This window comes from Kordiimonas sp. SCSIO 12603, assembly GCF_024398035.1.
Classification (GTDB): Bacteria; Pseudomonadota; Alphaproteobacteria; order Sphingomonadales; family Kordiimonadaceae; genus Kordiimonas.
The window spans coordinates 3076129-3096733 of record NZ_CP073748.1; the positions used below are offsets into that span (position 1 = coordinate 3076129).

Annotated in this window: 19 protein-coding genes; 10 read left to right on the forward strand and 9 right to left on the reverse strand. The window is 47.1% G+C overall.

Going from position 1 to position 20605, the window contains the following annotated elements:
• Positions 1–245 precede the first annotated feature (245 nt).
• The 10 genes from KFE96_RS14370 (at position 246) to moaE (ending at position 10389) form a co-directional block, all read left to right on the forward strand.
• Complete coding sequence (locus KFE96_RS14370) at positions 246–2939, forward strand: M14 family metallopeptidase (protein ID WP_255833248.1); 2694 nt, start codon at positions 246–248, stop codon at positions 2937–2939.
• Between the two features lie 9 nt (positions 2940–2948).
• Positions 2949–3638: a hypothetical protein gene (locus KFE96_RS14375; RefSeq protein ID WP_255833249.1), complete on the forward strand. Its 690-nt coding sequence runs from the start codon at positions 2949–2951 to the stop codon at positions 3636–3638.
• Complete coding sequence (locus tag KFE96_RS14380) at positions 3638–4573, forward strand: glyoxylate/hydroxypyruvate reductase A (protein WP_255833250.1); 936 nt, start codon at positions 3638–3640, stop codon at positions 4571–4573. The genes KFE96_RS14375 and KFE96_RS14380 overlap by 1 nt, the downstream gene beginning before the upstream one ends.
• 84 nt (positions 4574–4657) lie before the next feature.
• Positions 4658–5638: a calcium/sodium antiporter gene (locus tag KFE96_RS14385; protein ID WP_247016288.1), complete on the forward strand. Its 981-nt coding sequence runs from the start codon at positions 4658–4660 to the stop codon at positions 5636–5638.
• A complete protein-coding gene (locus tag KFE96_RS14390) occupies positions 5631–6395 on the forward strand; it encodes an SDR family oxidoreductase (RefSeq protein WP_255833251.1) in 765 nt (254 codons plus the stop codon). The genes KFE96_RS14385 and KFE96_RS14390 overlap by 8 nt, the downstream gene beginning before the upstream one ends.
• Positions 6396–6397: 2 nt before the next feature.
• Entirely contained in the window at positions 6398–6823 is a 426-nt protein-coding gene (locus tag KFE96_RS14395) for a dihydroneopterin aldolase (protein ID WP_255833252.1), read from the forward strand.
• A 373-nt stretch (positions 6824–7196) separates the two neighbouring features.
• On the forward strand, positions 7197–9050 hold the full coding sequence (uvrC, locus tag KFE96_RS14400; protein WP_255833253.1) for an excinuclease ABC subunit UvrC: 1854 nt from the start codon (positions 7197–7199) through the stop codon (positions 9048–9050).
• A 79-nt stretch (positions 9051–9129) separates the two neighbouring features.
• Positions 9130–9681: a CDP-diacylglycerol--glycerol-3-phosphate 3-phosphatidyltransferase gene (gene pgsA, locus KFE96_RS14405; protein ID WP_255833254.1), complete on the forward strand. Its 552-nt coding sequence runs from the start codon at positions 9130–9132 to the stop codon at positions 9679–9681.
• 2 nt (positions 9682–9683) lie between these two features.
• Entirely contained in the window at positions 9684–9935 is a 252-nt protein-coding gene (moaD, locus tag KFE96_RS14410) for a molybdopterin converting factor subunit 1 (protein ID WP_255833255.1), read from the forward strand.
• Position 9936: 1 nt separating this feature from the next.
• Complete coding sequence (moaE, locus tag KFE96_RS14415) at positions 9937–10389, forward strand: molybdopterin synthase catalytic subunit MoaE (RefSeq protein ID WP_255833256.1); 453 nt, start codon at positions 9937–9939, stop codon at positions 10387–10389.
• Between the two features lie 6 nt (positions 10390–10395).
• Here moaE and KFE96_RS14420 read toward each other — a convergent pair whose 3' ends face one another.
• The 9 genes from KFE96_RS14420 to murD form a co-directional block, all read right to left on the reverse strand.
• Positions 10396–10818 (reverse strand): hypothetical protein, encoded by a 423-nt coding sequence (locus tag KFE96_RS14420; RefSeq protein WP_255833257.1) that lies wholly within the window; start codon positions 10816–10818, stop codon positions 10396–10398.
• A 119-nt stretch (positions 10819–10937) separates the two neighbouring features.
• Positions 10938–12542, reverse strand: coding sequence for a cell division protein FtsZ (ftsZ, locus tag KFE96_RS14425; protein WP_255833258.1), 1605 nt, complete (start codon positions 12540–12542; stop codon positions 10938–10940).
• A gap of 74 nt (positions 12543–12616) precedes the next feature.
• Positions 12617–13876 carry a cell division protein FtsA gene (gene ftsA, locus KFE96_RS14430; RefSeq protein WP_255833259.1) on the reverse strand — a complete coding sequence of 420 codons (1260 nt, stop codon included), beginning with the start codon at positions 13874–13876 and terminating at the stop codon, positions 12617–12619.
• A 20-nt stretch (positions 13877–13896) separates the two neighbouring features.
• Positions 13897–14676 carry a cell division protein FtsQ/DivIB gene (locus tag KFE96_RS14435; RefSeq protein WP_255833260.1) on the reverse strand — a complete coding sequence of 260 codons (780 nt, stop codon included), beginning with the start codon at positions 14674–14676 and terminating at the stop codon, positions 13897–13899.
• Positions 14676–15584, reverse strand: a complete 909-nt coding sequence (gene murB / locus KFE96_RS14440) for a UDP-N-acetylmuramate dehydrogenase (protein ID WP_255833261.1) — start codon at positions 15582–15584, stop codon at positions 14676–14678. Before murB ends, KFE96_RS14435 begins: the two co-directional genes overlap by 1 nt.
• 3 nt (positions 15585–15587) lie before the next feature.
• Positions 15588–16988: a UDP-N-acetylmuramate--L-alanine ligase gene (murC, locus tag KFE96_RS14445; protein WP_255833262.1), complete on the reverse strand. Its 1401-nt coding sequence runs from the start codon at positions 16986–16988 to the stop codon at positions 15588–15590.
• Complete coding sequence (gene murG / locus KFE96_RS14450) at positions 16985–18112, reverse strand: undecaprenyldiphospho-muramoylpentapeptide beta-N-acetylglucosaminyltransferase (protein WP_255833263.1); 1128 nt, start codon at positions 18110–18112, stop codon at positions 16985–16987. Before murG ends, murC begins: the two co-directional genes overlap by 4 nt.
• The gene (locus KFE96_RS14455) at positions 18109–19260 is read right to left on the reverse strand and encodes a putative peptidoglycan glycosyltransferase FtsW (RefSeq protein ID WP_255833264.1); all 1152 of its coding nucleotides are present in this window, start codon (positions 19258–19260) and stop codon (positions 18109–18111) included. Before KFE96_RS14455 ends, murG begins: the two co-directional genes overlap by 4 nt.
• Positions 19257–20600: a UDP-N-acetylmuramoyl-L-alanine--D-glutamate ligase gene (gene murD / locus KFE96_RS14460; RefSeq protein WP_255833265.1), complete on the reverse strand. Its 1344-nt coding sequence runs from the start codon at positions 20598–20600 to the stop codon at positions 19257–19259. The genes KFE96_RS14455 and murD overlap by 4 nt, the downstream gene beginning before the upstream one ends.
• Positions 20601–20605 lie beyond the last annotated feature (5 nt).

Sequence of the window (20605 nt, forward strand, 5' to 3'; positions counted from 1 at the left end):
ACCGGGGTTAGCTATTCAGCACCGCCGGGTAAATTTAAAAGCCCACCAATTGGCGAGCTAATTGAATTCGAGGCGCGCAACATAAGGCGAACCTCATTAAAAAGCAAGGGATAAGTCACACCTGCGGCGCGATCCCGTTCTTGGGCGCACGGATAATTGATTCTTCCACCCTTTTCAAGCTGTAAATAAGTGTTTATCGATCTATTTGATGATTAGACCACGAATTCTGGCTCTAGGGGGACATAATGAAAAACTATCTGAAGGGCGCATTAGCCGCTACAGCGCTTATAAGCAGCCTAAGTGCAGCAACCATCGCTACCGATGATTATGAGTATTGGCCAAATGCACAGTACCAGACGAGCATTCCGACACTTGAAAGCGTTTTAGGCTATAAAAGCGGCGAACGTATCACCACTCACGCTGATATGATTCGCTATTTCGAAGCACTAGCTAAGGCCGCACCTGACCATATTAAGTTATTTGATTACGGCGAAACATGGGAAGGCCGCCGTCTTATTTATCTTGCAATCTCAAGCCCGGAAAACATTGCCAAACTCGATACTTTCAAAGCTGGCATGCAGGCACTTTCAGACCCTAGAAAAACCTCAAGCGCAGAAGCTAAGAAGCTAATTGATGATCTGCCGTCTTCTACATGGCTCGCATACAGTGTGCATGGGAACGAGATATCTTCCACAGATGCCGCTATGATGACAGCATACCACTTACTTGCATCTGGTGGTGATGAGCGTGTTCCAGAAATTCTAGACAACAGCATTGTCTTTATTAACCCCCTTCAGAATCCTGATGGCCGGGACCGCTTCATCAACCGTTTCCGCACAGCCCTTGGTATGGAAGCAGATAGCGATCCAATTTCCGCTGAACACAACGAGCCATGGCCGTCCGGGCGTACAAACCACTATTTGTTTGATATGAACCGTGATTGGATTTCACTCACACAGCCCGAAACCAAAGGCCATGTGAAAGCGCTGCAGGAATGGTACCCTCTGGTGTTTGTTGACCTTCACGAAATGGGTGGTAACAGCACTTATTATTTCGCACCTGAAGCTGATCCATATAATCCGCACCTTTCCGGCGAGCAGCGTGAAAGCCTTTATCTATTTGGTAAAAATAACGCCAAATGGTTTGATAATTTTGGCTACAGCTATTTCACACGCGATATTTTTGATGCTTTCTATCCAGGGTACGGTGCCAGCTGGCCAGCTTATTACGGCGCCATTTCCATGACATATGAACAAGCCTCCTCTCGTGGACTAGTTTACCGCCGCAGTAACGGTACAGACCTTGAGTATCGCCAGACGGTTCGCCAGCACTTTATAACTTCTATGGCAACAGCAGAAACCACCGCAAAGAACAGAGAAAAGTTCCTTACAAACTTCTGGGACTATCAGGTTTCAGCCATTGATGAAGCCAAGAAAGATAAAAAGAACCGTTCTTATATTTTCCCTGCGTCAAGAGACAAAGCAGCTAATCGTAAGCTCGCTGGCGTACTCTCCGCGCAAGGTATTGAAGTGCAACAAGCTACGTCAAATTTCAACGCCTGCGGCAACACATACCAACCGGGTGCCTTCATTGTTGATAGTGCGCAGCCACGTAAGCGCATGATCCGCACGCTACTTGATCCACAGGTAAACATGAGCGCAGAGTGGGTAAAAGAACAGGAACGCCGCCGAGCGAAAAACATTGGCCATGATATCTATGACGTAACCGCATGGTCACTGCCTATTATGTATAATGTGGAAATGGATATTTGCAGCAAAGCTGTCAATGCTTCTTCTACACCAGCAGGTGAAACACTAATCAATACAGCTAGTGTTAATACAACAGAAGCCTCTGTCGCCTATCTGGTACCTTGGAACGACATGGCTGCAGGCCGCCTTCTTACCTCTGCCCTGCGTAAAGGGCTTCGCGTTAAGATTATCGACGAAGGCTTTAAGAAAGACGGTAAAGATTATCCTGCTGGTACATTGATCTTTGATGTCTCTAAAAACACAGAGACACTGGGCCCAGACCTTAAAGCAATCGCAGAAGCTACAGGAGCTGAAGTTGTTGGTGTCAATTCAAGCTGGGTTGATAACGGGCAAGATTTAGGTAGCCGTTCAGTGAACGAACTGGTTGCCCCTAAAGTTGCCATCGCATGGGATGAACCAACCAGCCAATATTCCGCAGGAAACACACGCTTTGTGGTCGAACGCCAATTTGGTTACCCAGTAACAGCTATTCGTCCTGCCCAGCTTTCTCGTGCTGATCTATCGCGTTATCAGGTTATCATTCTGCCATCCTCTTGGGGTGGTTACCAATCCGCTCTCGGAAAACGCGGTGCCTCGAATCTGAAAGACTGGGTGCGTAAAGGCGGGGTCCTCATCGGTACGGGCACTGCCGTTCGCTATCTCTCAGATAAAGATGTAGGCATGCTTTCAATTCAACGTGAAGCGCAGGTAAAAGAAAAAGACGCTGGCAAAGAAAAGAAACTTAAAAACGGCCGTGTAGAAGGAACTATTTTCAATAGCCTGGAAGAAATGCAGGCAGCAGTTGAACCGACAAACGAAAGCCCAGATAGTGTCCCTGGTGTATTGGTACGTGCATCTGTTGATAAAGACCACTGGCTGTCATCTGGCCTGCCAGATACCTTAAATGTTCTTATTCGCGGGAGTGACATCTATACGCCAGCACAACTTAATAGCGGTCGAAATGTCGCTTGGTTTGAAGGGTCCGACGCCCTTCTCGCCAGTGGACACCTTTGGGAAGAAAACCGCAAGCAATATGCCTATAAACCATTTGTTGTTAGCGAACGCATGGGGCGCGGCCATGTTATTGGATTTACACAAGATCCAACAGTACGTGCCTATCTTGATGGCCTGAACATGGTGTTCTTTAACGCCATCTTCCACGGTGCCGCACAATCAAGCCCGCTACGTTAGGAGAGTAAAATGAAAAAATTCCTTATCGGCCTCACACTCTTGGGAGGCCTTAGCCTCCCGAGTATCGCAGATGATTACTGGGTAACGCAGTTAAGGGCTGCACCGGGTAAGTTCCCTGCCCTCCTAGAGTTAATTAAAAAGACAGATTGGCAAGCTATTGACGGCTCCACCCCTCTTATGATGCGCCACAGTCAGGGCAACCACTGGGATGTTATGCTTCTTGGCAAGCACGAAGAAAACTGTGCTACAGCGTGCATTGAGGCAACTGCAACATTTGAAAAGCAGGTACGGAACCTTGCAGATTCTGAAGTGAGTTTCTTAGCAACATCTGAAACCAATTGGGATGACTTGCAAAAAGAAGCCTCAGGTAAAGGCCTCTACCATATTGAAATGTTCAATGCCGCAGCCGGTAAACATGAAGCGCTTTTGCGCCAACGCAAGATTGAAAACAAATATCTAGGCCTCACCGGTCAAGTAGAGAATGCCATCTTCCAGGTTACATTTGGGACGGACGTAGATATTTTCACCATTGGTTTCCATGATAGCCTCAGCAGTTTTGCTGCAGGTGGCCCCGAAAGCCCAAAAGCTGGCGAAAAGGCAGCCGTTGACGCAGGCTTTAAAAACCGTGCTGATATCAGTTTCCACCTCCGCGAACTTATTGTTAGCCACCACGACACATTAGCCGGGCCTGTAAAATAATGCGTATTCTGTTTTATCTTGACGATTACCCTCATGAAATCTGGCGAGATGCGTTACTTGCTGAAAACCCTGATCTGGAGTTCAGAAGCTACCCAGATTGGGGCTCACCTGAGGACGGCCCAGCCTATGCTCTTGTATGGGAACCAAAACCGGGTCTACTGAAAGATTATCCAAACATTCAGGCTATTTTTTCAATGGGAGCCGGGATTGATCATCTTACACGTGACCCTCAGCTACCTAAAGATACCCCTATCATCCGCATGGGTGATGATGGCCTTAAAGAAGGCATGGCAGAATTTATGGCAATGAGTGTACTTATGCATCACAGACAAATGCCTTATCTTCTGGAACAGCAAAAGGCGAAAAACTGGGCTCGTGTGTTTGCCCCTGCCGCCAAAGATGTTCAGGTGGGTATCATGGGATATGGCGCACTTGGCAAAGCAGCTGCAGAGAAGCTCAAGCCTTTTGGCTATAATCTGGTTTCATGGTCGAGAACGGCCAAAACACCTGAAGAAGGTATCAAACATTATTCCGGCACTGAAACCATTGATGAATTTCTTTCTGGCTCCAACATCCTTGTATGTCTACTGCCTGAAACTAAAGAAACAATCAATCTACTCAACAAAGAACGCCTTCTAAAGCTTCCGCAAGGTGCTTCCATCATCAATGGCGGTCGAGGCGGTCTCATTGACCTTGATGCTCTCGAAGAAGTGATGACTAGTGGTCATATAGAAAGTGCAACCCTAGATGTATTCCCCAAAGAACCTCTAAACACCGATCATCCACTTTGGCATCAGGAAAAACTTATTATTACACCTCATGTTGCGGCTATTACACGCCCAGATACGGCAGCTAACTATGTAGTTAGAAACATAAAAAGGCTGGAAAATGGGGAAGAACCAGAAAATAAGTTAGACCTAAATCGCGGATACTGACTTTCTTTTCTAGAAACGAATACCTATATAAACCTTTAAGACTGCATTTTTATGCAAGATATAGATTAAGGATTAGAGAGCCGTATGGCCTATATTGAAGTTGTTGCTGGTTTAGTATTGCTTGTTGTAGCCGGCGATCTTCTCGTGCGAGGTGCTGTATCAATTGCCCAAAACGCCGGGATTTCAAAACTTATAATTGGTTTGACCATCGTTGCTTTCGGCACCAGTGCGCCTGAACTCTTTGTTGGCGTAGATGCTGTGCTTGGCGGCTCGCCCTCTCTTGCTCTTGGTAATGTTGTTGGTTCCAATATCGCGAACGTGCTTCTTGTTGTTGGTCTTCCTGCAATGATTGCCCCTATGACATGTGATGCACCACGCCTTGGCCGTAACCTAAGCATTATGCTATTAGCTACAGCCTTGTTTATGGGTGTAGCCTTCACCGGTGAGATTGCATGGCCACAAGGAATTATCCTTATTGCTGGCCTTACAGCATTTCTTGTTTACTCAGGGATGCGGGCTCGCCATGGCTGCGAAGCAGAGTCTGGCTTCGACGGCATGGAAGAGTTAAACGAAGAACCAGAAAGCTACGGAAAATCCTTCCTTCTTGTAGTAGCGGGTCTGTTTGGATTGGCTTTTGGTGCCGACCTACTCGTTGCCGGATCTGTTGATATCGCTCGTGACTTTGGCGTTTCAGAAGCAGTGATTGGGCTTACACTCGTTGCTCTTGGAACTAGCTTACCTGAGCTAGTAACAGCTCTTGTAGCAGCAGTTCGTGGTCACTGCGATGTAGCTGTCGGTAATGTTATTGGGTCTAACATTTTCAACCTTCTTGGCATCATGGGTGTTACTTCACTCTTTGGTACTGTGCCTGTTCCTGATAGCTTTATGGAAGTTGATTTATGGGTGATGCTAGGTGCAAGCATGTTGCTTATCCCATTTTGCCGGATGCGTTCCCGAGTTGGAAGGTTCTCCGGTATGATCATGGTAATTATGTATATTGGGTATATGGTATATCTGGCGAATAACGGTGACAGTGCATCAGTAATGGGCCTTCACTTTGAGTAAATCACCGTACAGTGCCGCTCTTGTCACAGGTGCCAGTCATAGAATTGGTAAACATATAGCCCTGTCGCTCGCTGAACTTGGCTATGACGTTGCTGTACACTATCATGGTTCAGAAGAAGCAGCAGCTGAAGTTGCTGATGCTATCTGTGATATGGGTAGAAAAGCAGTAACCGTTAGAGCTGACCTCGCTGATGAAATAGCGACAGGGTCTTTGCTTGCACGCGCAAGTGATATGCTCGGCACACCAATCGATATTTTAGTGAATAACGCATCGCTTTTTGAAAAAGATGATATCCGTTCTTTCACCACAGAAAGCTGGAATGCACATCATGCAGTGAATTTGTTAGCCCCAGTATTACTTATACAAAAACTGGCGCAAACACTGCCAGCAAAGCAAAAAGCAGCTGTTATCAATTTAATTGATCAACGAGTTTTAAAACTGAACCCACAGTATTATTCCTATACGTCATCAAAAGCAGCGCTTTGGAACGCAACCCGCACTGGGGCACAGGCTCTGGCACCGAATATTCGTGTGAATGCCATCAGCCCGGGTCCAACACTTGCTAACACTAGGCAATCAAAAGAAGAATTCGCACAGGAAGCTGCAAAAGTGTTACTACAGCAAGGCCCTGCCCTGGATGAAATTTCAAATGCTGTGCGTTTTTTACTTGAGACTCCGTCAATGACAGGGCAGATGGTTACCCTAGATGGCGGCCAGCATTTGGCTTGGCGTACAGAAGATATTCTTGAGGACTGACCATGGCACATGATGATGTAAAACCAGCAGCATCACTTTCACATTTACCTTATGCGGATGCTACACGATCTGTTCGCCATGTTTTTGTGCGTGACTATGTAACAGATGCCGAAATTGGTGTTTGGGAACACGAAAAAGATACGCGCCAGAAAGTCCGTATTAACGTCGATCTTTCTGTTCTTGAAAATAATGATCACCATGGTGACCAATTAGATAAAGTTGTCTGCTACAACGACATCGTTCTTAATATTCAGAAGATCATTTCACAAGGGCACATTAATCTTGTTGAAACTCTAGCTGAAGAAATCGCAACAATGACGCTGGTTGATAATCGAGTTATCGGCACACGCGTACGTGTGGAAAAACTTGAAGCGGTTGAAGGCGCTGCAAGCGTAGGTGTAGAGATTGAACGCCATAGATATAGTTAACCAATTAGTAACAATTGGTTTTTTCTAAGCGTTTCCTTATTCATAGCCAGAAAAGTTGTGCACAACGAATCATTCGCTGCCACACCCCCTATATGCATACAAGATGACAAATTTATTTTTGATGCAATAATGTGTTTTTTATTTCTTGACCCCTTTAAAAACAACAACTTAGCAAAATTGCCTAAAAAATAGGCAATTTATTAGAAGCCAAGTGTTACAGCCATGTTGCATTACATACCCATATCTTTCCCACAAGGTTATCCACAGCTGAAGTGGAAATCTTTCAAGTTATTCACAAAGCTTAATTCGTTCATTGATTCTCGAGGACGATTCCGTCAAAAATGAAACCTAAATCTGTGCAAGGTAAACCAAAGTGACCCAAACCAATCTATCTGCTGGGATTTCTGTAATCCGAGAACAAGTGAAGACAGCGCCGACAGCGCCTGGGGTTTACCGGATGCTGAGTGAGCACGGTGATGTACTTTACGTGGGTAAAGCAAAAAGCATTAAAAAAAGAATTGTTTCCTACACTCAGGTTAACAGGCTTACCATCAGGTTGCAGCGTATGGTCGCTCAAACAGCGTCTATGGTGTTTGTAACCACTCGCACAGAGGGAGAAGCCCTTCTCCTTGAGGCATCTCTGATCAAACGATACAAACCGCAGTTCAATGTGCTTTTGAAAGATGATAAATCTTTCCCATACATTCTTTTGCGGGAAGACCATGAATGGCCTCAGATTTCCAAACATAGAGGTGCCAGAAAGCATAAAGGCCAATATTACGGGCCATTTGCCAATGTAAGTTCAGTAAATCGCACTCTCAATACCCTTCAAAAAGTTTTCCAGCTTCGAAGCTGTAGCGACAACACATTGGAAACCAGAAGCCGAGTATGCATGCTCTATCAGATCAAACGCTGTTCAGGCCCATGTGTTGATAAAGTTAGTAAAAAAGACTATGGCGATATGGTTGCTGAAACCCGCGCGTTTCTGGAAGGCAAATCATCCGAAATCCAAAAGAAGTTCGCCGCCTCCATGCAAGAAGCCAGCAAAGCAATGGAATATGAAGTTGCAGCTGTATACCGCGACCGCCTGAATGCTCTTACTCAAATTCAAAGCCACCAATCAATCGTCAATGCGATGGTTGAAGAAGCTGATGTTATCGCAGCTGAAGAAGTAGCAGGCCGTATCGCTATTCAGGTATTCTTTTTCCGCGCAGGGCAAAACTGGGGTCACCGGGCTTATTTCCCCAAGCATGACAAAAGCGATGATATAGAAACTGTCCTCTCCGCTTTTATCTCGCAGTTCTACGATAACAAGCCTGCCCCCAAGCTTATTCTTACCTCTCATAAGTTACCTGATACAAAACTTCTATCAGAAGCACTGTCGGAACGCATGGAACGCAAGGTAGAGATAACGGTACCAGCTAGAGGGAAAAAAGCTGAGGTGATAGCTGAAGCACGCCGTAATGCCAAAGAAGCTCTTGAGCGTCATATGGCAGAAAGTGCGAGCCAGGCCAAACTGCTCGAAGGTGTTGCCGAAGCGTTTGATATGGATGAAGCCCCTCAGCGTATTGAAGTGTATGATAACAGCCATATTCAAGGAACCAACGCAGTTGGTGGTATGATTGTCGCTGGTCCCGATGGCTTTATGAAAAACAGTTACCGCAAGTTTAACATCAAGGACGAAGATCTTACGCCTGGGGATGACTTTGGCATGATGCGGGAGGTGATGCGGCGGCGTTTCTCTCGTCTTCTCAAAGAAGATGCGACCCGGGAACGAGGTCATTGGCCAGATCTTCTATTGATTGATGGTGGTAAAGGTCAACTTTCATCCGTTATGGAGATCATCGAAGAACTTGGCGTAACCGATGTTACTATTGTTGCCATCTCCAAAGGGCCGGACAGAAATGCTGGACGTGAGCAATTCCATATGCCGGGTAAAGAAACCTTCATGATGCCACATACAGATGCAGTACTTTATTATCTTCAACGCCTGCGCGACGAAGCTCATAGATTTGCCATCGGGAGCCATAGAGCCCGTAGAAAGAGTGATATTAAAAAATCGCCACTTGATGAAATTCCAGGTGTTGGCCCAAAGCGCAAAAAGGCTCTCCTCCATCACTTTGGTTCAGCAAAAGCGGTGATTGATGCAGACGTAAAAGATTTGACGAACGTGGACGGTGTTTCAAAAGCCATGGCCCAGCAGATTTATGATCATTTTCATGATTAAGTTTGCCGGATGATTGACCTTAGCGCTTTAATCGCTATGGTGTGCGAAAGACAGTAAAGCATTAGGAATACCCGCGCTTATGTGGAATTTGCCAAACATTTTAACAATGTCACGGATCGTTGTGATCCCTGTTCTTGTGGCTTCATTTTTTATGGAGCAACCGCTAGGCAGCCACGTCGCGTTTGTTACCTTTGCCCTAGCAGGCATCACTGACTTTTTTGACGGCTATCTTGCACGCGCCACTGGCAGTGTTTCAAAGATCGGCCAATTCCTTGACCCAATCGCTGACAAACTCATGGTCGGTGCAGTCATTATCATGCTCGTTTTTGCAGGCTGGGTAGACGGCATTCATGTTGTGGCGGCTGTGATTATAATGTGCCGGGAATTACTTGTATCTGGCCTTAGGGAATTCCTCGCAGGCATTCAGGTGAGCGTACCCGTAACCATGCTCGCTAAATGGAAAACAACCGTACAAATGCTGGCCCTTGGTTCACTTACATGGTCCAAAGGTGCTATCGCATTTGGAATTCCTGCACAGGAAATTGGTATCGTTGCCCTCTGGATTGCAGCAGTTCTAACACTATATACAGGTCTTGATTATCTTCGGGTTGGCCTAAAACATATGGTGTAAGAATGCAGATCCTCTATTTCGCGAGCATCCGTGAGCAAATTGGCAAAAGTGAAGAAACTATCAGCAAGCCTGATGGCGTAGAAACGATTGCTGATCTGGTTGCACATTTGAGAAGCTTCAGCGAAGGTCACCACAACGCTCTTGAAAGCATGATGTTTGTTCGGATTGCAGTAAACCAAGTACATGCGCAGGCTGATCATCCCGTAAGCGATACTGATGAGATCGCCTTCTTTCCTCCGGTTACAGGCGGCTGATATGCAGCCCCAAATCTCAGTACAGCTAGACGATTTTGATATCGGAAATGAGATTAATCAACTAAAAGCAGATAATCACGATATCGGCGCTGTTGTCAGCTTTGTTGGTACAGTACGCGATTTAGCGGATGGTCTTACATCCATGACGCTCGAACATTATCCCGCAATGACCGAAGCCGAACTCAATCGAATTGCAAAAGAAGCTAAAGAGCGCTGGCCACTTGAAGGCTGCCGTATCATTCACAGGTTCGGCGAATTATTCCCCGGCGACAATATCGTTCTGGTGATTACAGCTTCCGCACACAGGCAAGCAGCGTTCGACGCAGCTAACTTTATTATGGACTTTCTTAAAACCAACGCACCATTTTGGAAGAAAGAAACCACATCTAAAGGTGCTAAATGGGTGGATGCCAAAGACGCAGATGATAAAGCGCTCGAGCGCTGGCAAAAATAGTTTCTTCTATAGCGAATGCCAGGTTTGCTTAAGGCCAATTAAATGTATAAGGCCAAAGACTAATACGATCAGTGAACTCCATGTCCAGAAAGCTGGGCTAGGCAACTGTTCCTCAGGCCTAAAAACTGGAATTAGAGCTAAAGCACGTAAGAGGAAAATAGCGGTAATCCCAGCGAGCGCATACTTCACCAAGGGTAACTTTATATTCACACCAGCACCCGCAAGGGCATAAAGCCCGAAGGCAGATAGCACACCCGCAATGAATAGAGTGATAAAAGTAGGATAGTTGCTCCCTTCCTCGGCGAGCTTTGCCATCTGTTCACCTGCACCAAAAAAGCGGTACCAAGGTGCACCAAAATAGATAATTAGCAAATGGGTAAAAGCCGCGCTGAAATTAAGGGCAGCCGCAATCAATAAGTATCTGTTCATATGTATCCCTCACATCACCTACACACTTTATCAGGTTCATTTGAAATGATCACTGCGGCATATGGACATAAAAAAAGCCGGATAAGAAATCCGGCTTTTCGATTAACTTTCAGCTCAGTTTAATTTTGCTGACGGCGCAAGAAACTAGGGATTTCTAGCTGATCCTTATCCGCTGTTTTAGGGGCGGAACGATCTTCTTCAGTTACCCCACCAAGAGAAGAAGTTGTTTCAACGGCTTCTGGCTCCGTATTTACACGCTCAGATGCGCTTACTTCTGTGTTTCCGCCTCTTAGACCAGCAGTCATCACCTGAAACAGGCTACGCTTCTGTGGTGTAGAAGGTTCTGGCTTAGGTTCTTCTTCAACCTTAGGCTCAGCCGTATATGCATCCACAAGAGGTGCTTCTGCCTGTCCCGCAGGCGGAGCAAGTGTCTCTTTTGGCATCATAGGTGCCTCTGCAACAAAAGCATCCGCTTGCTCAGCTTTCGCTAGCGCCTTTTCCTCCAGGTCTTCAGCTTCCCTTGGCATTTCTGGCTGCTCAGATACAGCTTGCTCAGCACGGTCATCTAAAGATGCCTGTACCTCGCCTAGAATATCAGCAACGGATTTCTCTTCTTCCATAGGAATAGCATCATGCTCTTCCACTGTTTCAGCAACCTCGGCAGCCTCTTCTGCCTCTTCAGCAGCAGTTTCTTCTACGATTGGTTCTGGCGCCGGCTCAGGCTTGCGCACGGGCACTGGAATTTCAATATTCTGTGCTCCGCCCTCAATACCTGTAGCGACAACAGAGACACGAAGTTTACCTTCAAGGTCTTGGTTAAAAGCAGAACCGAATACGATAAGCGCATCTGGGTCCACCTGCTCACGCACCATATTTACGGCTTCATCAACTTCATACAGCGTCATATCCATCCCGCCTGTAACGTTGATGATCACACCTTTAGCACCCTTTAAGGAAGCTTCCTCAAGAAGTGGATTAGAAATAGCTGCGGCGGCGGCATCCTGTGCACGGGTTTCACCTTCCGCTTCCCCCGTACCCATCATGGCTTTGCCCATTTCAGACATAACTGTACGAACGTCAGCAAAATCAAGGTTGATCAAACCGGGCATAACCATAAGGTCTGTAATACCACGAACACCGGAATGTAGCACTTCATCAGCCATATTAAAGGCATCTGCGAAAGTCGTACGCTCGTTCGCTACACGGAACAGATTTTGGTTCGGGATAATAATCAGCGTATCAACATTCTGGGCAAGTTCAGCGATACCACTGTCTGCAATCTTTGCACGGCGGCCACCTTCAAACTGGAACGGTCGTGTCACAACGCCGACTGTAAGGATACCTTTTTCACGAGCACGACGAGCAATAACCGGCGCAGCACCTGTGCCCGTACCGCCGCCCATACCGGCCGTTACAAACGCCATATGGCAACCATTTAAGGTTTCATCAATTGAATCAACTGCCTCTTCCGCCGCTGCAGCACCAATTTTAGGCTGCGCGCCAGCACCAAGACCTTGAGTGATCTCTATACCCAGCTGGATACGGTTATCAGCAGCAGATGCAGCAAGTGACTGCGCGTCTGTATTTGCAACGACAAAATCAACGCCTTGTAACTGCGCTGAAATCATATTATTTACGGCGTTACAGCCCGCACCACCAACACCCACAACCGCAATGCGCGGTGTAATTTCTGTTAGCTCTGTATTTCCAAATTCAATCGACATTGCCCGAATACCTCCGTTGATTTCTTTCTAACCTGCTACGCGTGGCAATGCCAGTGTTTGCAGCACGTATTTCATCAGAAACTTTCTTTTATCCAGCGCATTACCCGGCTAAACGCGCCGCCTTGGGGAATATCGCCTGCTTGTTTGTCTTGTTTAAAAATTTGCTGAGGTGTTTTAGCCGCATATTCCAGCAAACCAACAGCCACTGCAAAGTTAGGGGATTGCCCGGCCACAGGAAGCCCTGAAACCTTTTGAGGACGGCCAATACGCACATGACGCCCGAGGATACGGCATGCAAGATCCCGGACAGCTTCACACTGCGCTGAACCACCAGTGATAACTACCCGCCGTCCTGCAACACCCGAAAAACCTGACTGATCAAGACGATCAGCAATTGTTGTAAAAAGAAGCTCAAGTTCTTTCTCAACAACAGATGTAAGCGCGCTACGTTTCATGCGCACAACACGGTCAGATCCCACTTCACCAACTTGCGGTACTTCAATCTCAATATGCTCGTCCGTTGCGTCAACTCGCGCGCAGCCATGAAATGTTTTGAGCCGTTCCGCTTCATCAAATGGTGTTAACAGATTCCGAGCAACTTGCTCAGTAATCTGAGCGCCACCAATGGGCAGAATTTCAGAATGGACCAGAGCCCCTTGGGCATAGACAGAAATACCCGTGGTGCCCCCGCCTAGATCAATACAGGCAGCACCCATTTTCATTTCATCATCAACAAGTGAGGAAAGTCCCGCAGCATAAGGGGCAAGCACCACACTCCGAACATTCAGATGAGCCCTGCGCACACAGGCCTCCAGATTTTTAAGAGGGCCTGCTGATACAGTTACTGCCAGGACGGCCAGCCCCAGCTTTTTACCGTACATCCCAACTGGAGGCTTGGTACCATAATTACCATCCACCGCGTAAGCCGCAGGAAAGGCATGTAACAATCCATCCTCGTCAAAATCTATTTGCTCTTTAGCCTCTGCAATTGCTTGATCAACATCAGCCTGTGTCACGGCATGACCAGCAACATCTACCTCAACTTCAATTACTCTCGTTTGCGGTTCACCACCAGAGAAGCTGAGAATTACGTCGCTTACCGTCGTACCTGCCATTTTCTCTGCTTGATCAACAGAGGCACGGATCGCTTTCTCAGTAAGTTCCATATCAACTATGGCACCACCAACAACACCGCCGTTACAGGCCCGGTTACCAACGCCACGTACCACATAAGATCCATCAGGGGAAAAATCAGCAATCAGGCACGCTACTTTACTTGATCCAACATCAAGTGCAGCGATTGTTCCTTCCATTACGTCATCTAATATCTTCATAGATCCATCACTCTATACAATCAGGTTGCCCACTCTTTACCGTCCATCATACGGCGGCCCGTTGGGGTTACGCGCACTACTACACGATCAGCAACACGCATATCTAATACGCTAATCTCCCGTGCAAGGAAATTGTGAGCAGCCTCCAGCCTTACAAACTTATCCCATGCGGCATCACCGTTATAATCCGTCAGAAATTCCTCAGGGAGTTTCAAACGAATACCATTATCAAAAATAATATCCCAGCGTCGTTCACCAACGAATACAGCTGTTTTCACCCTATCCGATAAATCACCTGCTGTTTCCAACTTCGAGAACAACGTTTCGATATGCGCAGGTGCTGCTTCCCCCACAACAAGAGGTAGATGACTAAACTCGTGCAGGCCGCGAGCAGTAATAACTACGCCGTCTGGGTCAATCAACCTAACAACACCCTCTTGTTGCCACAGGGCAAACGCTTCACGTTCGGTGATAGAAACCTTAATCTCTCCTGGGAAAATACGGCTCACTTTAGCTTGTTTAACCCAAGGCAGAGTCTCAATGCGTTCTTTAATCATAACGAGATCAACTGACAGGATCGGCACACCATCATCAATATCAAGAACAGCGAGCACATCGTTGTAAGCCGTACGCTCAGCACCACTCACCGAAAGCTGAGATAATTCAAAACCTGCCTGACGGGTGGTTTCGTAGAACCAGCTTTCCGTTACAGATCTTGCAAACAGCATTACTGACGCAACCAGCAAAATAAAGGTAAAAAGCGACAATCCATAACGATGCTGTTTAACAAAAGCTGTCATTAGTTCGCCTCCCCAATTCGCTGGATTTCCCAGTGAAGATCAACGCCTGAATTGGCTTTCACACGCGTGCGCACTGTCTCCCCAAGTTCCTCAATCTCAGCAGCTGTAGCTCCGCCGTGATTAATAAGGAAGTTACAGTGTTTTTCTGAAACCTGGGCGTCGCCGATTTGAAGCCCTCGGCAGCCAGCTTCGTCAATAAGCTTCCATGCATGGGTGCCCTCTGGGTTTTTAAACGTACTACCGCCAGTACGAGTACCGATGGGCTGGCTCTCTGAGCGCGCATTTGTGATCTCGTCCATACGCTTCTGTATCTCAGCAGGATCACCATCCTTTACTTGAAACGATGCTCCTAAAAAGATCAAGTCTGCTGGCAAAGCTGTTTTGCGGTAACTGAAGTCAAAATCATCCAATTTGAACTCGTGCATATGCCCATACCGATCAACGGCATGAGAATGCAACAGAACATCCTTGATCTCACGGCCGTAAGCACCTGCATTCATTCGTAATGCACCGCCGACTGTTCCTGGTACCCCCACCATGAATTCAAGTCCTGTTTTACCCGCTTTCTGTGCTTCTCGCGCAACATGTACATCCATTGTTCCAGCAAGAGCTTTCAGTACATTTCCTTGAATAAGGGTGCCTGAAAAGCCTCTGCCCAGCCGGATAACAATCCCCCTAACACCACCATCTCGTACAAGTAAATTAGAGCCAACACCTACCACGGTAATTGGTATTTCACTGGGCACATGGCGTAGAAAGGTTTGTAAATCTGCTTCATCCGCGGGTTCAAATAAAATATCAGCCGGCCCACCGGTTCTGAACCAGCTGAGACGCGCAAGATCGGCGCCTTCCTTGAGGCGTCCTTTCAAATGCGGCATATCTTCCAAGAATGAATAAGCAGTTGTCATGATTTAGGACCCTAACTGCTCAGGCAAATCATGAGCCCATTTGGTGATAGACCCGGCACCAAGACAAATAACAGCATCACCAGCTTCGGCATATTTGCCGACCACTGCAGCCAAATCGTCAGGCCCATTTACTACGTCAACAAGCCTATGACCATGAGTACGGATGCCTTCAGCAAGGCTATCACGATTAATGCCCTCTATTGGTTGTTCACCTGCTTCATATACAGGTGCAACAAGCACTACATCTGCATCATTAAAACAGGTACAGAACTCTTCGAATAAACTTTCAAGACGCGTATATCTATGAGGCTGTGCAACTGCAATAACCTTACCTTCAAAACTCTCGCGCGCAGCTTTCAGTACAGCGCCAATCTCTACCGGGTGATGACCATAGTCATCGATCACTGTCACACCGTTCGCCTCGCCAGTTTTAGTAAACCTGCGTTTTACACCACCAAAGCTTTCAAATGCTTTGCGGAGTGTTTCATCTTCCACATACATCTCAAGGCCAACACAAATAGCCGCGAGTGCATTTTGAATATTATGATCCCCTGGCATTGGAAGCTTAATACCTTGAATAACCCGGCCATCTGCATTCGCCGTTTCTCTCAAACGCACATCGAAAGTAACAGCGCCGGAGGATGGTCTAATATTTACCGCTTGCACATCAGCTTGGGCGCTCAATCCGTAAGTGATGAACTTCCGGTCTTGGATATTTGCGATTAACCCTTGCACCTCTGGGTGATCAACACACAGTACCGCTGCACCATAAAATGGGACACGTTCGAGAAATGTTTTAAAGGCTTCCTTTTCCGCTTCAAACGTGCCGTAGAAATCTAGATGTTCAGCATCCAGATTGGTAACAACAGCAATTGTTGCAGGAAGCTTCACGAAAGTACCGTCACTTTCGTCGGCTTCTACAACCATCCAATCCCCTTCACCAAGGCGAGCATTTGTACCGTAGCTGTTGATAATACCGCCATTGATCACAGTCGGGTCGATACCAGCAGCTTCAAGAACGGTTGCGACCATGGATGTGGTTGTTGTTTTACCGTGAGTACCGGCAACTGATACACACCACTTAAGGCGCATAAGCTCGGCAAGCATTTCAGCACGACGTACGACCGGGATAGAGCGAATTCGAGCTTCAATCACTTCAGGATTGTCAGCTTTAATAGCGGTAGATACCACCAGCACCTGTGCATCTGCAACATTCTCAGCCTTCTGGCCGACCATCACCCTTATTCCCAGCTTCTGTAGACGTTCAACATTGGGATTAGCACTTATATCTGAACCTTGAACGTTATAGCCAAGGTTATGCATTACCTCTGCAATACCAGACATGCCAATACCACCAATACCCACAAAATGGACTGTGCCTATATCAAAGGGAATGCCCTTCACGCAGATACTCCTTCACCTTCACAAATATTAACTACGATATCCGCAAGTCTGTCTGCCGCGTCGAGGCGCGCTATTGAACGCATACCGTCAGACCCGTTCCTAAGGTCACCCATGTCTTCAAACATTCTATTGAGCTTTTCAGTGACAGCTTCAGGCGTAAATTCTTCTTCAGGCATCATCCAACCGCCGCCAGCTTCTTCAACAATGCGTGCATTTGCGGTTTGATGATCATCAGCAGCAATTTTAAGCGGCACCAAAATAGCCGGACGCCCCATGGCTGTAAGCTCAGAGAGTGTTGATGCGCCGGAACGGCAGATTACCAATTGTGTACGAAGCAGGATTCCACCTACATCGTCAAAATATGGTTTTACTTCCGCCGCTATATTAGCTTCTGCATATGCAATTTTTACACGGTCAACATCTTCAGGACGTGCCTGATGCACAATATCTAATCTGCTTTTATGCTCTTCCGGTAAAGCTGTTAGGGCACTAGGTATCACATCAGAAAGGATACGGGCACCTTGACTACCACCAATAACGAAAATACGGATTGCACCGAGACCGAATGGCACCGAATATGCAATATTGGCGAGCTTGGCGATTAGCCTTCGTACCGGATTACCTGTTACCATGGTTTTTACGCCGTAAGGCACACGTTCAGTATTCTCCACACTAAGTGCGATCAGCTCCGCATCTTTCGACATCATACGGTTAACACGACCAAGAACAGCATTTTGTTCATGGAGCACAAAGGGAATTCCTAAACTACGAGCCGCCATCACAGCTGGAAGCGAGGGGTACCCGCCAAAACCAACAACGATAGATGGAATGTCTTTCTTAAATTGTTTGCGTACTTTCAAAGTACTTGAAGCAAGGCTGATTGCAGATTTGATCTTCCCTAAAAAGCCGCCACCCATATGGCTAGAAGCACTCAAGATCGTTTTATCGAGATCAGCCATAATGTTGCCAAGCGCTATACCGCGCTTATCAGTAATTAATGAGACCTTATAGCCTTCCTCGGTTAATTTATCCGCCACAGCCTCCGCAGGCATCATATGCCCCCCGGTACCACCGGCCGCGAGAATTATCTTGGGTGCGCGTAATGGCATTCTCTGTTCCATCATTCTGCGGCTCTCCACCCTACAGGGTCAAAACCCGGCTGGATAAATCTGTTCCGCCGGGTGAAAGCAAGTGTCATCCCCATCCCAATGGCAAGCGCTACCATTGATGACCCACCAGAAGATACGAACGGCAATGTCATACCCTTGGAAGGCAAAATCGCGAGGTTCACCCCCACATTGATTAATGTTTGAAGCCCGAACTGCATAATTAAACCCGCCGCAGCAAGCAGGCGGAATGGATTTTCCTCATTAACCAAATGAGCCAAACCACGCACAACAATACCGGCAAATAAAAGAAGCAGCATTACCCCTGCAATTGCGCCAAACTCTTCCCCAATAACCGCAAAGATATAATCTGTGTGTGCATCAGGCAGACCAAGTTTCACAACTCCCTCACCCGGCCCTTTGCCAAACAAACCGCCGGAGCCAAAAGCTTCCATAGCCTTGTCTGTTTGGTAGGTATCGCCGCTAGCTGGATTAATGAAACGGTCAATCCGGCTAGCTACGTGAGGCAGCAATGCATATGCAAGCCCGGCCCCTAGCAAACCAAGACCACCAGCAATCATCAACCAAGTCATGGGCAGTCCAGCAAGGGCCATCTGTCCCATCCATACAGTGCTCACAAGCACGGTCTGACCAAAATCTGGTTGAGAAATCAGGAAGGCAACCACAATTAAATACAGTGCAAAACTGATCTGTTTTGCAGGAATTTTTTCACCGTTCAGGTCAGCAGATAAAATCCAAGCCGTCGTTACAATAAAAACAGGCTTCAAGAACTCACTGGGCTGCAAGGTAAAACTACCAAGCGGCAACCAGCGAGTTGCTCCCTTAATTTCCGGCGCGATCAACAGCGTAAGTGCCATTAAAGCCAAAGTGATGGGAAACCCAATTATCGCCAGCCTGCGGACCAGATCAGTACTCATCATGGAAACAATTAAGACTGCGCCCAAGGAAACACCGAGGAAAAGTCCCTGTTTTTTAACGAAATACATGCTATCGAGGCCAAGCCGCTCTGCAACCGCAGGGCTTGCAGTAAGAGCAAGCCAAAGGCCTAGCACGATAAGCGCTAAGACAAGCACGAGCATCAGGCGATCAACTGTCCACCACCAACGAGAGAGAACCGAGTTGTCATTGCGAGAAAGGGCAATCATGCCGCTGCTCCTTTCTCTTCACGAACAAGGGCTTTGAAGGCCTCACCGCGCTCTTCAAAATTCGAAAACTCATCAAAAGCTGTGCATGCCGGCGACAACAACACCACATCGCCGGGCTTCGCTGCGCTACAAGCAGCTACTACAGCCTCAGCCATAGACACGAAACATTCTGCTTCAAGACTTTCACCAAGATCTTTGTATAGAGAACTTGCAACCTCACCCGCAAAATAACCTTTTTTCACGTGTGTAATGGCGGTCTTCATATGAGTGAAATCTGTCTCTTTTGCTCTGCCGCAAGCAATCCAGTGAATATCCTCAAAAGAAGAAAGCGCTCTAATGGCGGCATCACTGTTCGTCGCTTTAGAATCGTTGATGTAAGTTACACCATCAAACATACCCACAAGCTCTTGCCTGTGCTCTAGCCCTGGGAAGGTTTCAAAGCTGGCAAGAATGTCTGCATCAGCAAACCCTAGCGCTTTGCCAATCGCAAACGCACAAGCTGCATTTTGGTGATTATGCGCACCTCGCAAACGATTGAGATCAGATAAATCTGATACTTTTTCTTCATCTGCCATCAACAAACCATTCGAAACCGAATAATCCGCCACGACACCTTTCGTAGAAACCGTCACATTGTCGGACAAACCGTCTGCGATTTCTTGCGAAGACCTATCATCAACACCTAAAATGGCCGTTTGCCCATTTGACTGCATTTCAAATAATCTGCGTTTCGCCGCAACATAGCCAGCCATGTCGCCGTGTCGGTCCAAATGGTCAGGTGACATATTCAAAAGGACAGCGACATCCGCATCAAATGCCTTTGTTAAATCCAACTGAAAAGAAGACATTTCAAATACATACACACCACCTGCAGGCAATGCATCGAGGGCCAATACACCGGTACCAATATTACCGCCCACAACGACAGGTTTTCCACATTCAGCAATCATATGTGCCACCAACATTGTTGTGGTGGACTTACCATTAGTGCCAGTGATAGCCACAACCTTATGCGCAGGCATTCCTGTTCGGGCTGCTTCAAAGACGTCAAAATCACTGATGATTTTCACATCATTCGCAGCAGCTTTCAGCGCCAACTCATGAGGTTCAGGGTGTGTAAGCGGCACTCCCGGTGCCAACAACAACTCATCAAGATATGAGAAATCCAGCTCATAAAGGTTTGATACATGCTCCGCCACTTCGTTCCTGCGGTCAGCATTATCATCGTAGGCAAAAACCTTAGCACCAGACGCAGCTAAGGCTTTGACCGCGGCAACACCTGTGCGTGCCAGACCAAAAACTCCAACTGATTTACCATCATATGCTGGTGCCGTAATCAAAGCTG

Excerpts from the sequence above, each read along its gene's own strand:
- KFE96_RS14370 (WP_255833248.1), top strand. The coding sequence starts at position 246 with ATGAAAAACTATCTGAAGGGCGCATTAGCCGCTACAGCGCTTATAAGC.
- KFE96_RS14375 (WP_255833249.1), top strand. The coding sequence starts at position 2,949 with ATGAAAAAATTCCTTATCGGCCTCACACTCTTGGGAGGCCTTAGCCTC.
- KFE96_RS14380 (WP_255833250.1), top strand. The coding sequence starts at position 3,638 with ATGCGTATTCTGTTTTATCTTGACGATTACCCTCATGAAATCTGGCGA.
- KFE96_RS14385 (WP_247016288.1), top strand. The coding sequence starts at position 4,658 with ATGGCCTATATTGAAGTTGTTGCTGGTTTAGTATTGCTTGTTGTAGCC.
- KFE96_RS14395 (WP_255833252.1), top strand. The coding sequence starts at position 6,398 with ATGGCACATGATGATGTAAAACCAGCAGCATCACTTTCACATTTACCT.
- pgsA (WP_255833254.1), top strand. The coding sequence starts at position 9,130 with ATGTGGAATTTGCCAAACATTTTAACAATGTCACGGATCGTTGTGATC.
- moaD (WP_255833255.1), top strand. The coding sequence starts at position 9,684 with ATGCAGATCCTCTATTTCGCGAGCATCCGTGAGCAAATTGGCAAAAGT.
- moaE (WP_255833256.1), top strand. The coding sequence starts at position 9,937 with ATGCAGCCCCAAATCTCAGTACAGCTAGACGATTTTGATATCGGAAAT.
- KFE96_RS14420 (WP_255833257.1), bottom strand. The coding sequence starts at position 10,818 with ATGAACAGATACTTATTGATTGCGGCTGCCCTTAATTTCAGCGCGGCT.
- ftsZ (WP_255833258.1), bottom strand. The coding sequence starts at position 12,542 with ATGTCGATTGAATTTGGAAATACAGAGCTAACAGAAATTACACCGCGC.
- ftsA (WP_255833259.1), bottom strand. The coding sequence starts at position 13,876 with ATGAAGATATTAGATGACGTAATGGAAGGAACAATCGCTGCACTTGAT.
- KFE96_RS14435 (WP_255833260.1), bottom strand. The coding sequence starts at position 14,676 with ATGACAGCTTTTGTTAAACAGCATCGTTATGGATTGTCGCTTTTTACC.
- murB (WP_255833261.1), bottom strand. The coding sequence starts at position 15,584 with ATGACAACTGCTTATTCATTCTTGGAAGATATGCCGCATTTGAAAGGA.
- murG (WP_255833263.1), bottom strand. The coding sequence starts at position 18,112 with ATGATGGAACAGAGAATGCCATTACGCGCACCCAAGATAATTCTCGCG.
- KFE96_RS14455 (WP_255833264.1), bottom strand. The coding sequence starts at position 19,260 with ATGATTGCCCTTTCTCGCAATGACAACTCGGTTCTCTCTCGTTGGTGG.